Origin of the sequence: Sedimentibacter sp. LTW-03 (assembly GCF_052059825.1) — a bacterium.
Classification (GTDB): Bacteria; Bacillota; Clostridia; order Tissierellales; family Sedimentibacteraceae; genus Sedimentibacter.
This window is the reverse complement of record NZ_CP197180.1, coordinates 1,400,839-1,414,052: the sequence shown is the minus strand read 5'-3', so window position 1 is coordinate 1,414,052 and position 13,214 is coordinate 1,400,839. Positions and strand designations below refer to the sequence as shown.

Sequence of the window (13,214 nt, the reverse complement as noted above, 5' to 3'; positions counted from 1 at the left end):
ATGACAGGTTATTCAATATTTGTTATTAAATATACTAAGGAGCAATCATGAAATTCATAGTTATAGCACTCATAGCTTATTTTTTAGGAAACATTTCATTTGCTTACATTCTGGGTAAATTGCTTGCTAAAAAGGATGTAAGAGATTTTGGAAGCGGAAATGCAGGAGCAACCAACGCTCTCAGGACATTTGGCAAAAAAATTGGCATTATGGTATTTACGGGAGATATACTGAAGGGTGTCCTTGCTGTTATAATAGGAAGAAATTTCGGAGGACAGACCGGTGCATATATTGCCGGAGCTTTTGTAATAATAGGACATAACTGGCCGGTACTTTTAAATTTTAAAGGCGGTAAGGGAGTAGCAACCACCATAGGGGTCATGGTATTCGTAAATCCGTTTTTAACGTTAATATGCGTTATATTCGGAGTGCTTATCATTGTATTCACAAGAACCGTATCCCTAGGTTCAATATGTGGGATGGCATCTGCGCCGATTGTTGCGGTTGTATTTGTAAGGCCGTTTGACGCAGGGCTTCTTATATTCTGCCTGTTCATAGCAGGTATGGCCATATACAGGCATAAATCTAACATACAAAGATTGCTGGAAGGCAAAGAAAATAAATTATAGGAGATGAGGAATTGAAAAAGAAAATAACGCTGCTGGGAGGCGGAAGCTGGGGAACAGCTCTTGCCAAACTTCTTTCTGAAAACGGACAGGAAGTTACCGTGTGGCTGAGAGATGAAGAGCAATGCAAGACGCTCAGCACTGACCGGGTAAACAAAAAATACCTGCCAAAGGTGCAAATTCCGGAGAACATAGTATTTACTTCAAATATAAATGAGGCTGTAAAGGATGCGGAAGCACTCCTTATAGTAACGCCTACGCAGATGATACGAAGCGTCCTGAAACAAATAGACAGTGAAAACAAAACCGGCAAAATAATATTGAATGCTTCAAAGGGAATTGAAAGAGGTACAATGTGTCTCGTTTCAGACATAGTAAAGGAAGAAACGACAAACTGCATCTTCGCAGTTCTATCAGGCCCGTCCCATGCTGAAGAAGTAGGCCTTTCCATGCCCACAGCCATAACTGTTGCATGCGAAGACAAGGACACTGCGGAAACAATACAGGATATGTTTATGTCTTCATATTTCAGAGTTTACACAAATGATGATGTAAAAGGAGCTGAAATCGGCGGAGCACTGAAAAATATAATAGCCCTGGGCGCAGGAATATCGGATGGAGTCGGATATGGGGACAATGCCAAGGCCGCTCTGATGAATAGAGGAATTGTAGAAATATCCAAACTTGGAATAGCTATGGGAGCAGACGTACATACATTTTATGGACTTACCGGCATAGGCGACTTAATAGTAACTTGCACAAGCAAACATTCAAGAAACTGGAACGCAGGCTACTTAATAGGGCAGGGATTGACAAAAGACGAGGCAATTAAAAAAATAGGAATGGTAGTTGAGGGAATTCCGACTACATATGCAGCATACGAACTATCAAAAAAACTCAAAGTAGAAATGCCAATAGTAGATGCTATGTACGACGTTCTCGAAAATGACGCGAATGTTAAGGATACTGTAAATAAGCTTATGCAGAGAGATAAGAAGGAAGAGAAGTACTTTTTCTGATAAATACAAATGTAATGGCTTAAAATAAATAGACACCTGTATTTTTTGTTTGAGAAAATGCAGGTGTTATAATATGTAAAGACAAAATTATTTTAAATAAGTTATATTCATTTATTTGTTCTTTTAAAATATATTTATAGTATGGGAGGAAAGCATGGAAAAAGGATATGTTCATGTATATACGGGTAACGGAAAAGGAAAAACCACAGCGGCTCTCGGTTTATCAATCAGATCGGTGTGCGCTGGCAAAAAGGTATACTTTGGACAGTTTGTGAAGGGGATGGAATACAGTGAGCTGAAATGTACAGAAATTATCAGTAATTTGAAGATTGAGCAGTTTGGACGCAGATGTTTCATATATGAAGCTCCGGATGAAGAGGATATTAATGCTGCGTTAAAAGGGCTTGAAAAAGCTAAGGAAATATTGAAATCCGGCGAATATGACGTAGTTGTGCTGGATGAATTAAACATTGCTTTGTTTTTTAAATTGTTCACTGTTGAAGAAGCTCTGGATGCTATCAGGAGCAGAGCGGATAATGTGGAAGTAATTATAACCGGAAGGTATGCGCCGGAGGAGATAATTCAAATGGCTGATTTAGTTACTGAAATGAAAGAAATCAAGCACTATTATACTAAAGGATTGGAAGCAAGAAAAGGTATAGAATTCTGATCTGTATAATTTTGACGTCCATATGGTTGACATTGCCGTTTCGCAATGATATAATTTTTTAACAAGAACATTTGCATAAATAACTGTTTAAATCACGGAATCGGGTGAAAATCCCGGACAATCGGGTTACTGTGTTGCGGAGCGAACTCCAGTATGCCCTAACCCCATTTTTTCAAGCGATAGCGCAGAAAAGATGGCGGTAGGTCAACCACAACGAACTTCCGAATTATGCGACCGTCAGGGAGCAAATAATTTGGTGAGTGAGACTGTGATATGCCACTGTAGAAAGCGGGAAGGCGGAGCGAGCATTGAGGCTGAGTCAGGATATGTGTTAAAACAGGTGCGTATTATTATTTTCCAACGAAAAATAATGTACAGGTAGTAAAGAATAATAATTACTTAGTTTATATAGAGTGGTATACCTGTGTTTTTCGTATAGAAAATGCAGGTGTTTTTGCATTCAAGGGTTGTCGGGCGCAATATTCTCCATAAAGTATGAAACCGACAAAGATATTCTTAGTCTGTTTGCTAATTAGTTTTGAACGGTAGCTGTATAAACTGACGTTATAAACGTTGCGAATGCGAGCCGCAGCCACCTCCAAGTATTAACGCTCATGTTTAGGTCGAGCTGTTTGCCGGAATGTTACTATTAAAAGTACTATGCTAAATGTTGATTAACAAGTAGTGGCCGACACCCCATTTGAATTATTGAATTAAATTATAATAAAAAAATACCGGAGAAACCGGTATTTTTTATGTGTCTCTTTAGTTGCTGATTTCCTGAGGCCTTAGTATAAGTTTGTCTTTATAAAATCGTTCTTTATGGCAGGTCTCCTGGCTTCAGATCATCATTCGGGTATTACATTCCCGTTTATAAAAAACAGTGGCATTAAAATAACAGGACTTCCTGTTACAGTGGCGGGACCGCGCCGGAATTTAACCGGCTTCCCTTTTAACGCTGTATAGCTTACAATTATAAAATTAAAGAAGCACATGTATCATTAGTATAAATTATCTGATTTAAAGAAATTAAACAAAGCATAAATTTTCAAAAAACGTACATACTTCTTATTGACAACTAATTACTTATATGTTAAACTTTAACCGTAAAACAAAAACAAAATAGAGTAAACGTTTTTGTTTTAGATACACGATAATGCATTATTTATTTATGAAGTGAAAAGGATTTCAAATAAGTATATTACTTGTTTGTGGGGCATAATATTAACATATATTGCCCTAATATTTACAACAAAACATAAAATACGTTTGCATAAAAAGAACAGCGAATTTGTTAACAAATAAGAAGTGAAGTGTAAGATAAATACTGGAGGAAAAGATAATGAAAAATGACGGTGTTCAGGAATTTAAGCCTTTTATTCCTGCGAATAAAATACTTCCTGAGTTTACAAAAACATCAATTATAATGGGAATTTTGCTGTCGATTGTTTTTGGCGGCGCTAATGCATACTTAGGATTGAGAGTAGGTATGACAGTAAGTGCTTCCATACCTGCTGCTGTAATATCAATGGGACTTATAAGAGGTGTCTTAAAAAGAGATTCGATATTGGAAAATAATATAGTACAGACTATCGGTTCAGCTGGGGAATCACTTGCTGCAGGTACAATATTCACAATGCCTGCACTTTATTTGTGGGCCAAGGAATGGGGAACAGCGGCTCCTAATATAATGACAATTACAGTTGTTGCATTAATAGGAGGAATTCTCGGAGTAGTGTTTATGGTTCCTTTGAGAAAAGCTTTAATAGTTCAGGAGCATGGTGTATTGCCGTATCCTGAAGGAACAGCATGTGCGGAGGTTTTGCTTGCTGGTGAAGAAGGCGGAGAAAAGAGCAAAACTACTTTTCTGGGATTAGGATTCGGAGCAGCATACAAGTTTATATGTGAAGGTCTACATTTATTCCCAAATGAAATAGAAACTACGATACCAGGCTATAGCGGTGCTGCCATAGGTGTTGATGTGCTTCCTTCACTATTGGGTGTTGGATTTATTATAGGGCCTAAAATTTCAGCTTATATGTTGGGCGGAGCAGTTTTGGGATGGTTTGTGCTTATACCGCTTATTACATATATAGGAAGTCTTGCTCCTATCATAATGGCACCTGCGCTGGATCCTATAATTGAAATGGATCACTGGGATATATGGGGAAATTATATAAAATATGTAGGTGCAGGAGCAGTTGCTTTCGGAGGTATCTACAGTCTGGTTACTTCCCTTCCTCTTATAGTCAGAACATTTAGGGATGCAATGAAGGACTATTCAAAAGGGGTTGGAGGAAACAGCGCTATCAGAACTGATAGAGATTTATCTATGAAGACAATTATTATAATTGTTTTGGCTATGGTTGCAGCAATGGCTGTGACGCCGGCTGTACCGGTAGGAATTGGCGGAGCGCTGCTCGTAGCACTGTTTGGTTTCTTCTTTGCAACAGTTTCGTCCAGAATCGTTGGATTAATAGGAAGCTCTAACAATCCAATATCCGGCATGACCATAGCGACATTGATTATAACAGCATTTATATTTAAAGCAACAGGAAATACAGGACATTCTGGAATGATTGCTGCACTGACCGTAGGCTCGATAGTGGCAATTATTGCGGCAATTGCGGGAGATGCTTCACAGGATTTAAAAACAGGATTTCTTGTAGGATCTACTCCAAAATATCAACAGTACGGTGAATTTATAGGCGCGATAGTTGCGGCTTTTGCAATCGGCGGAATTTTAAATTTGTTAGATTCGGCATGGGGCTTCGGTACTACTCAGCTACCGGCGCCGCAGGCAACCTTAATGAAGGTCATCGTAGAAGGTGTTATGGGAGGAAGTCTGCCGTGGACGTTCATATTGGTCGGAATATTCCTGGGAGTTGGACTACAGATATTTGGACTTCCTGTGCTGCCAATTGCCATAGGTCTGTACCTGCCTATACATCTTAGTGTTGGTATAATGATAGGCGGCATAGTTAGAGGAGTTATAGATTCAAGGTTGCAAAAGACTAAAAATGATAGTGAGATTAGTACTATACAATCTAAAATCGATTCGGGAATTTTATTCGGTTCAGGACTAATTGCCGGAGAAGGTATATTGGGAATATTACTAGCTGTATTTGCTGTATTTAATTTGAATCTTGATATGGGCATAAACCTGGGATCAATAGGGTCAATTATTGCATTCGGACTGCTGACATATACGCTTGTAAGACATTCTATGTTAAAGAAAGTCAATTAGTATCTCAATTATGAGAGGGTAGTTAATTTTTGGCTATCCTCTCATTGTTTGCTTTAATGGTTTAAAAAAGAAAAAATTTTTTCTTTTTTAAAAGTGGTATAATACAGTTATGCAGGAAGGTACATGTAAATTTCAAATTGCGGAAAGGAGGCAGCTTAGTGAGTAAAAAAATAATGAAATCTGATAATTTTTTGGAATATATACCTAAGAAAAATGAAAAGTATCGGTGGGTTCAAAAAGAAGACGGGCTTATTCAAGTTATAGTGCCCAGAAATAGCATTCTTGATAAAATAGCCAGAAAATTGTTTAAGACGCCGGAGCAATTTAAAATAGACCTTGATTTAATAGGAAGTTTTATTTGTATGAATATTGACGGATCAAATAATATTATGAATATAGGGGAGCTTTTAAAAGAAAAATTCGGAGAAGAGGCCGAACCGCTTTATGAAAGACTGGGAACATATATAAATATATTGAGGAACAACAAAATTATTCACTTAGAAAAGGCGGGAAATTAAAATGCTTCATATTATTTTTGCGATTATTTTGTTCGGTATGGTTACCGCTTTTTTATATGCGTGGGGATATGTGAAAGAACAGAGAAAAAATAATGAACTAATGGATCAGCTTATAAGTAAAAGCCGGGAAAAAGTTTTAAAAGAGATGAGGGGCGGTAAGACTTTAACAAATAGAGATATAAGAAAGATAACAGAAGGGAATAAGTCATCTTTGTTTTGGAGCAAAAGTAAAATGCATGTTACGGATTTGAAACTTTTTGCCGATAGGCTGATTGAAACAATGATATCAGAAGGAACGATTAAAGAAATTAAAGACGGAAATACAAAAAAATATAAAATAAATAAGGAGGCTCAATAATGAAAAAAATATTAAACGGATTGGAGCCGGAATCAGTGTTCAAAAATTTTGAAGATTTGACACGTATTCCAAGAGGTTCTGGAAATGAAAAAGAAGTAAGTGATTTTTTGGTTTCATTTGCAAATAAGCATAAACTTGAAGTAATTCAGGACCCTTCGCTTAATGTAATAATTCAAAAAAATGCCTCACCTGGGTATGAAAATAGCAAAAGGGTAATACTTCAAGGACATATGGATATGGTGGCCCTAAAGGAAGAAGATATTGAATTCGATTTTTTCAAGGATCCCATTCCGTTGATTGTGGACGGCGACATGATAAGAACTAAAGGGACCACCTTAGGGGCTGATAATGGAATAGCGGTAGCTATGGCAATGTCAATTTTAGAATCTGAAAACTTGCAGCACCCTCCGATTACAGCACTGTTTACCGTATCGGAAGAAATGGGCATGGACGGTGTTATGAATTTGGAACCCGGAGTTGTATCAGGGGACATACTTATAAACATGGATTCTGAAGAAGAAGGTAAAATTTGGGCATCATGCGCCGGAGGAGTAGACAGCCATATGGCATTGCATGTAGATCGAGAAAACGCCGAAGATGAGGATGTTTTTTATGGAGTTTCTGTAAGGGGACTGCTTGGCGGTCATTCAGGAATGGAAATCAATAAAAATAGAGGCAGTGCAATTGTTTTACTGGGCAGATTGCTTCAAATTCTTGAAGAGCAAGTTGGAATTGGAATTTCATATGTTCAGGGTGGAGTTAAGATGAATGCGATACCCAAAAATGCAGCAGCAGTTTTGTCTGTACATAGAGATAAGCAGGATAGATTTAAGGAGATTGTTAAGAATGTACAGGATATTTTTAGAAACGAGTATAGTATATCGGATCCTGATATTATTATAAATCTAAATATTGAGGATAATAAGCAAAGCATATTAGATACTGATTCAAAGAAAAGGCTGATAAATACGTTACGTCTTCTTCCTTTTGGTGTGCAGGCAATGAGTACAGATATTGAAGGATTGGTTGAAACATCAAATAATATAGGAATATTAGAAACTAAGGATAATTTAATAATTATCCGCAATTCCATAAGAAGTTCTGTGAAAAGCCGTCAAGAAGAAATATGCGGCAGGCTTAAAGCAATAGGCGAAGCAGCTGGAGCTGAAGTTAAATTTGAGTCTGACTATCCTGCATGGCAGTTTAAGAAGGATTCTCCAATCAGGGATTTAATGATTAAGACGTACAAGGATATGTTTGGGAAAAATACAGAAATAGAGGCAATTCATGCTGGGTTAGAATGCGGATTCTTAAAAGAAAAAATAGGGGATATAGATATGGTTTCGATGGGACCGGATATGTATGATGTCCATACGCCAAATGAACATTTAAGCATTTCTTCTACTAAAAGAGTATTCGAATTTTTATGTGAAGTATTAAAAAGATTAAAATAAAGATGTCTTTAAGAGTAAAATTATTTAGTTAAAATGCCTCAGAGGCTATGCATTACGTAAAGTTTGTGCTGTACTGTGAGGTTTTTTAATATGCGGTATTTTAGTACCCGTGAAAATAATGTACAGGAATTTGTAATAGCAATTATACAAATTTAATTTTAACACCTGTATTTTCGTAAGGGAAGTACAGGTGTTTTGTTTCTGATTCTAATTGGAGGAAACAATGCTGGAAAAACTAGACGGGATAAAGGTAAAGTATGGTTTAGCAGAAGATAGCATTGTTAACTAGCAGGAATAATATATTTATTATGACAATCATAAATTGAATATACAAAATAATGAATGATATTTTAGATATTAAAATTTAATCTGAATATAAAAGAAATGATGCGGTTATATTAGCATGTCATTATAACGCATCATTTCTTATAAATTTAACTTCTATGCTAACGCTTCATTCAGAAGTTCAACCATTTTTTTAGTAGTATCTGCTGCAACACCTGCACAGCGGGCTTTTCTTTCAGGAGAACCGTATTCGTATCCTGATTCTTCCATGAACAGGCCTACAGAGTCTTTGCATAAAAGTGAATTAGCAACTGTTGTTGGAAGATTAAGGTTTTCAGGCTGATACATTGGCAAAACGGCATCCTTGTACCAATTTTCAAGTTCGACAATAATCTTTTTTGCCATATCAGGTTCACATACAGTTCCTATGCAAGCTGCTGCAGCTCCCAGGGAACCGCATAATGATGACTGCTGGAATCCTGCACTGTAATTTACAAATGTCGAAACAGGAATTTGATTAAAAGGATATCCTACTTCTTCAGATAATACGCCGAAGAACCCTTCGGCCACACCTGCGCCTCAGCCGCCTTTTTCTTTATATCCCTGATAAGCTCGTGCTTCTACTACAGAAGGATCAAGTTTTTTGTATGGAAATGGATGCTGAGGAGCTTGTGAAGTATCAACATCTGCTGCCGGTGCGGATGTTGAGCATCCGGTAAGCAAACCTCCCAACGAACCTGCAGCAACTATGCCTGCAGCAGTATATCCCATTTCTTTAATAAAGTTCTTTCTAGAAATTTTCTTGTTGTCTAGCATATAATTCTCTCCTAATGAATAATTTGTTAAATTTATATCTGTATAGATATTATATAATAATTTGTTATACTTTACAATACTTATATAATAAATTGTTATAAATTAGCAAATGTATTACTTCATCAGAGAACGTATCAGTTTATAATTTTTTTCTTTATAAGGATGATATCTTATGGGAATATCCAGCCATGAGTATTTTTTAACGATGCTTCTGTAATGGGTGAATGTATCAAAGCTGAGCTTTCCGTGATAGCTTCCAATGCCTGAATTACCGACACCTCCGAATCCTAAATAGGTAGATGCTGTATGTATTACTGTATCGTTTATACACCCTCCGCCGAAGGAGCAGCTGTTGAGTATTGTTTTCTCCATTTCTTTGCTTTCGGTAAAGAGGTATAAAGCCAGCGGTTTTGGGCGTGATGATATAACACCTATGCATTCATGTATATTTGAATAAGTAATTACCGGAAGTATGGGTCCGAAAATTTCCTCCTGCATTATAGCGGAATCGGGTTTTATATCTGTAAGTACCGTAGGTTCTATAAATAGATTTTTTTCATCTAGGCTTCCTCCCATGTATATTTTTTCTCCATTCACAAGTTTGGTAAGCCTTTGAAAATGCTTTTGATTAATAATACAAGGCATATTAGAATAATCATTGTTGGGGAAAAATTCATATATTGCTTTTTTATATTCACCCAGAAATTGTTTTTCAATATTTTTGTGAACTAACAGGTAGTCGGGCGCAACACAGGTTTGACCGGAGTTCAAAACTTTTCCAAATGCAATACGCCTTGCGGCAATTTTTATATTTGAGTCTTTTGTGACTATAGCCGGGCTTTTACCGCCCAGTTCAAGGGTTATGGGAGTTAGGTTTTCTGCTGCGGCTTTCATTACAATTTTTCCTACACTTACACTGCCTGTAAAGAATATGTAGTCAAATTTTTCTTTCAGCAGCGATTTGTTTTGTTCTCTGCCTCCCTCTACGACTGTTATATATTCCGGTGGGAATGTTTCACTTATTATTTTATTAATTACGCTGCTGGTTTCAGGAGCGTATGCCGAAGGCTTAATCACCGCGCAATTTCCTGCGGAGATTGCTCCGATAAGCGGCTCAAGACATAGCTGAAGCGGGTAATTCCATGGAGACATAATGAGAACTACTCCATAGGGCTCTGGTGATATGAAGCTTTTAGAATGAAACTGTGCAAGCGGTGTTCGGACTTTTCTGTTTTTCATCCATGAGTTTATATGCTTTAAATGAAAATTGATTTCTTCCATTACAATACCGATTTCTGTCATATATGTTTCAAAAGGTGTTTTGTTCAAATCTGATTTTAAGGCTGTTTCAATCAGATGCTCATTTCTTTCTATGGATTTTTTGAGCTCCAACAGTGCATTTGTTCGGAAATTTACAGGACGTGTAGCACCTGTCATGAAAAACATTTTTTGGTGTTCTACTATGTTTTTAATATTCATATGTCCTCCTTAATCAATGGTTATTAAAAGCACAAAAAACTTTAACATTATTTGCGCAAAAATATTTAAAACAAGGATGATACTGTCTTATTAACTAATTTTACATATCTTTAATTACGTTTGTCACCCATTTTTTTGATTTTACTCTGAATATTCCTATAGATGCTTTTATAACTTCCTCCATGTTGACCATTAGGGAGACATAATATACTGGAAACTTGAATACCAATGCGCCGAGAAAAGCAAGCGGAACGCCTACAAGCCAGACCGAGCACATTTCAAGAATCATTGAAAATTTGGTATCGCCGCCGCCCCTAAGTACTCCGACTATCATTGTTCCGTTAAATGATTTTATAAGGAAAAATGCAGCTGAAACAATTAATAGTTTTTTTGAAGCATCATGCAAACTAGGCGTCAGATTCCTGAAAAAAATAAGTATTACATCTGTTGTGAAAAATAGTAATATTCCCAGAGTAAGACCAAGTACCGCTGACAATATCATAAAGCTGTTTGCATATTCAACAGCTTTTTCTTCTTCATCAGCTCCGATTTTATTTCCCACCATAACTGTGCACGAGTTGGCTAAACCTCTGCTCATTACCATAAATATATTCTGAACTGTATTTAGAATCTGAACGGCAGCAGCAGCCTCAGTACCTATCTTTGCATAAGCTATAGAATAAAGCACTGTACCTAATGACCAGAATGCTTCGTTTAAAATAACAGGATAGGCTGTTTTAAAATATTTTTTGACGAAAATTGCTGTCCAGTCGGTCATATCACTGAAGCTGTGAGCTAGAGGGTTCCTTTTGTTTGAATAAATTGAGTATAGTATAAGGATTATCTCCAAAGTCCTGGCTATTAATGTTCCGTATGCTGCACCCTTGATGCCAAGTTGAGGAAAACCAAACTTGCCAAAAATAAGTAGGTAGTTAAACAAAGCATTGGTTACAAAGGAAACCATGCTTACTGCCATAGGCATTTTTGCCTGACCTATGCTTCTGGAAGCAACAGCATATGAAAAGCTGATGCCTGTAATAATGTAACTAAGCGATACGATCCTTAAATAATCCACTCCCAATCTTATAACTTCTTTATCATTGCTGAAAATTTTCATTATAAATTCAGGCACAATTAAGGCAGCTAAAGTAAACACAGTTCCCAGAACGATTACTATGGCCAAGGATATTCCTAAAATTCTTGCTATGTTTTTAGTGTCCTTTTTTCCCCAGAATTGTGCAATAAATATTGAGGAGCCGGTAGCTACGCCGAATATTGTAACGGCATAAAAAAAGAAAACCTGGTTAGCAAGCCCGACAGCGGCAAGACTTTCCTTACCAAGGCTTGTAATCATAAGTGTATCAAGCATATTTACAGATGAAGCTACTAAATTCTGCAGCGTAATCGGTAATGCTATAGATATCATCATTTTAAAAAAATCTTTGTTTCTAAAACTAGTCCGCATTGCGACCTCCAGAGTTAAATTATAAAATGAACTAAGTGCTTAAACATTAATTTTGTTTCAAATGTAAAAAAAAACATCCCTTTACAGGTCGCCTTAATTTTTGTATCATATACTAATATTTAGAGTTTTTTATTTGCTGTGTACTTTATGTGTTAAGATAGTTTCGTTCTATTTTGTTGCTTTTTAAGCTTTTTTTCATACAAAGCATTATCGGCATCAGATAATGCTTGTGATATTTTATCATAATCTCCTATGGAAACAATGCTTGTGCTTATTCCGGCCGTTTCTTCATAGGAGGATACATACTCTTTGAATAAACTGCTGATTTTTTCGATTTTATCAGAAAGTTCAATTTTATCTCCATAATAAATAACAGCAAATTCATCTCCACCCCAGCGGCTTACAATATGTCTGTCATTGCCAAAAGTTTTTTGCAATAGTGATGACAGCTCTTTAAGTACTTCATCCCCTACATGATGTCCAAAATTATCATTAATCAATTTAAAATTATCTAGATCCATAAAAGCCAAAACTGCAATATTTTTGTTATTTTTAACGGTTTCTTCCATTGTAATGTTAAACATTCTTCGGTTGTAAAGACCTGTAAGCTCGTCAAGATTAGCAAACGCCTCAAGACGTTTATTTACCTTTTCATATTCCTTGGCAAACCTAAGAATTATAAAATAAGATATCAGCAATAATATAGGAACTTGTATTATGCGATCCACAAACTGGGTGTGTGGATGATAAACAGCTATAATGTTAGGGTAATAATATTCTAATACATGCATTATAACAAATATGCAGACAAGTGATATAACTAGAAATGTCCTCCTTAGGTCTTTAAATAAATATGTAATTGCAATGAGGAGGAAAAAAGTATATCCCAAGGCATTATTATTGCTTCCTCCGGAATCAATAAATGCAAAGGGTAAAAAAATACAAACTGCAAATATAAATACGCCGAACATTATGTTGTAAGTATATTTTTCATTATAAGAAAAAACAAATGCAAGAACCGTAATAAAAAAAAGAAAAATCCATTTAACACTTATAGCAAGAGGAAAGGCAGAAATGTAATTACCGACAATACTTATAACAGAAAATGCGGCTCCTGCTGCCAAAATTGCTCGATATAATCGTAAGTGAATATCTGGATGCTTCAACAATTTATCCTCCTAGCAAATTATCCTATAACACACAATGATACTTATATATAATATCATGAATATTTGCTTATTTGAACAAATTTTTTCTGTATTGTTTAAAAATTTAAA

Annotated in this window: 12 protein-coding genes and 2 riboswitches; of the genes, 7 read left to right on the top strand and 5 right to left on the bottom strand. The window is 36.2% G+C overall.

What is annotated here, in order from left to right; genetic code table 11:
- Positions 1-47: 47 nt before the first annotated feature.
- The 7 genes from plsY to ACS3UD_RS07055 all read left to right on the top strand — a co-directional run bounded on the left by plsY (position 48) and on the right by ACS3UD_RS07055 (position 7,892).
- On the top strand, positions 48-629 hold the full coding sequence (gene plsY / locus ACS3UD_RS07085; protein WP_308137143.1) for a glycerol-3-phosphate 1-O-acyltransferase PlsY: 582 nt from the start codon (positions 48-50) through the stop codon (positions 627-629).
- 11 nt (positions 630-640) lie between these two features.
- Positions 641-1,645, top strand: a complete 1,005-nt coding sequence (locus tag ACS3UD_RS07080; protein ID WP_308137144.1) for an NAD(P)H-dependent glycerol-3-phosphate dehydrogenase — start codon at positions 641-643, stop codon at positions 1,643-1,645.
- A gap of 154 nt (positions 1,646-1,799) precedes the next feature.
- The gene (cobO, locus tag ACS3UD_RS07075) at positions 1,800-2,315 is read left to right on the top strand and encodes a cob(I)yrinic acid a,c-diamide adenosyltransferase (protein WP_308137145.1); all 516 of its coding nucleotides are present in this window, start codon (positions 1,800-1,802) and stop codon (positions 2,313-2,315) included.
- Between the two features lie 72 nt (positions 2,316-2,387).
- A riboswitch (cobalamin riboswitch) is annotated at positions 2,388-2,665 on the top strand.
- A gap of 457 nt (positions 2,666-3,122) precedes the next feature.
- Positions 3,123-3,305: riboswitch (cobalamin riboswitch) on the bottom strand.
- Positions 3,306-3,657: 352 nt separating this feature from the next.
- Positions 3,658-5,562 (top strand): OPT family oligopeptide transporter, encoded by a 1,905-nt coding sequence (locus tag ACS3UD_RS07070; protein ID WP_308137146.1) that lies wholly within the window; start codon positions 3,658-3,660, stop codon positions 5,560-5,562.
- A 158-nt stretch (positions 5,563-5,720) separates the two neighbouring features.
- Positions 5,721-6,080 (top strand): PqqD family protein, encoded by a 360-nt coding sequence (locus tag ACS3UD_RS07065; RefSeq protein WP_308137147.1) that lies wholly within the window; start codon positions 5,721-5,723, stop codon positions 6,078-6,080.
- A 1-nt stretch (position 6,081) separates the two neighbouring features.
- Positions 6,082-6,438, top strand: coding sequence for a hypothetical protein (locus tag ACS3UD_RS07060; RefSeq protein WP_308137148.1), 357 nt, complete (start codon positions 6,082-6,084; stop codon positions 6,436-6,438).
- Positions 6,438-7,892 (top strand): aminoacyl-histidine dipeptidase, encoded by a 1,455-nt coding sequence (locus ACS3UD_RS07055; protein ID WP_308137149.1) that lies wholly within the window; start codon positions 6,438-6,440, stop codon positions 7,890-7,892. The genes ACS3UD_RS07060 and ACS3UD_RS07055 overlap by 1 nt, the downstream gene beginning before the upstream one ends.
- A 441-nt stretch (positions 7,893-8,333) precedes the next feature.
- Here the strand turns inward: ACS3UD_RS07055 and ACS3UD_RS07050 are convergent, their stop codons facing one another.
- The 5 genes from ACS3UD_RS07050 to ACS3UD_RS07030 form a co-directional block, all read right to left on the bottom strand.
- Positions 8,334-8,747 (bottom strand): C-GCAxxG-C-C family (seleno)protein, encoded by a 414-nt coding sequence (locus tag ACS3UD_RS07050; protein WP_308137150.1) that lies wholly within the window; start codon positions 8,745-8,747, stop codon positions 8,334-8,336.
- A gap of 9 nt (positions 8,748-8,756) precedes the next feature.
- Entirely contained in the window at positions 8,757-8,993 is a 237-nt protein-coding gene (locus ACS3UD_RS07045; RefSeq protein WP_308137151.1) for a hypothetical protein, read from the bottom strand.
- 114 nt (positions 8,994-9,107) lie between these two features.
- Complete coding sequence (locus tag ACS3UD_RS07040; protein WP_308137152.1) at positions 9,108-10,472, bottom strand: aldehyde dehydrogenase; 1,365 nt, start codon at positions 10,470-10,472, stop codon at positions 9,108-9,110.
- A 100-nt stretch (positions 10,473-10,572) separates the two neighbouring features.
- Positions 10,573-11,937 carry an MATE family efflux transporter gene (locus tag ACS3UD_RS07035; protein WP_308137153.1) on the bottom strand — a complete coding sequence of 455 codons (1,365 nt, stop codon included), beginning with the start codon at positions 11,935-11,937 and terminating at the stop codon, positions 10,573-10,575.
- Positions 11,938-12,089: 152 nt separating this feature from the next.
- A complete protein-coding gene (locus tag ACS3UD_RS07030) occupies positions 12,090-13,106 on the bottom strand; it encodes a GGDEF domain-containing protein (RefSeq protein WP_308137154.1) in 1,017 nt (338 codons plus the stop codon).
- Positions 13,107-13,214 lie beyond the last annotated feature (108 nt).

What these genes read in the sequence shown, in the direction of transcription:
- cobO (WP_308137145.1), top strand. Translation starts at nt 1,800, where the DNA reads ATGGAAAAAGGATATGTTCATGTATATACGGGTAACGGAAAAGGAAAA.
- ACS3UD_RS07055 (WP_308137149.1), top strand. Translation starts at nt 6,438, where the DNA reads ATGAAAAAAATATTAAACGGATTGGAGCCGGAATCAGTGTTCAAAAAT.
- ACS3UD_RS07060 (WP_308137148.1), top strand. Translation starts at nt 6,082, where the DNA reads ATGCTTCATATTATTTTTGCGATTATTTTGTTCGGTATGGTTACCGCT.
- plsY (WP_308137143.1), top strand. Translation starts at nt 48, where the DNA reads ATGAAATTCATAGTTATAGCACTCATAGCTTATTTTTTAGGAAACATT.
- ACS3UD_RS07045 (WP_308137151.1), bottom strand. Translation starts at nt 8,993, where the DNA reads ATGCTAGACAACAAGAAAATTTCTAGAAAGAACTTTATTAAAGAAATG.
- ACS3UD_RS07035 (WP_308137153.1), bottom strand. Translation starts at nt 11,937, where the DNA reads ATGCGGACTAGTTTTAGAAACAAAGATTTTTTTAAAATGATGATATCT.
- ACS3UD_RS07040 (WP_308137152.1), bottom strand. Translation starts at nt 10,472, where the DNA reads ATGAATATTAAAAACATAGTAGAACACCAAAAAATGTTTTTCATGACA.
- ACS3UD_RS07070 (WP_308137146.1), top strand. Translation starts at nt 3,658, where the DNA reads ATGAAAAATGACGGTGTTCAGGAATTTAAGCCTTTTATTCCTGCGAAT.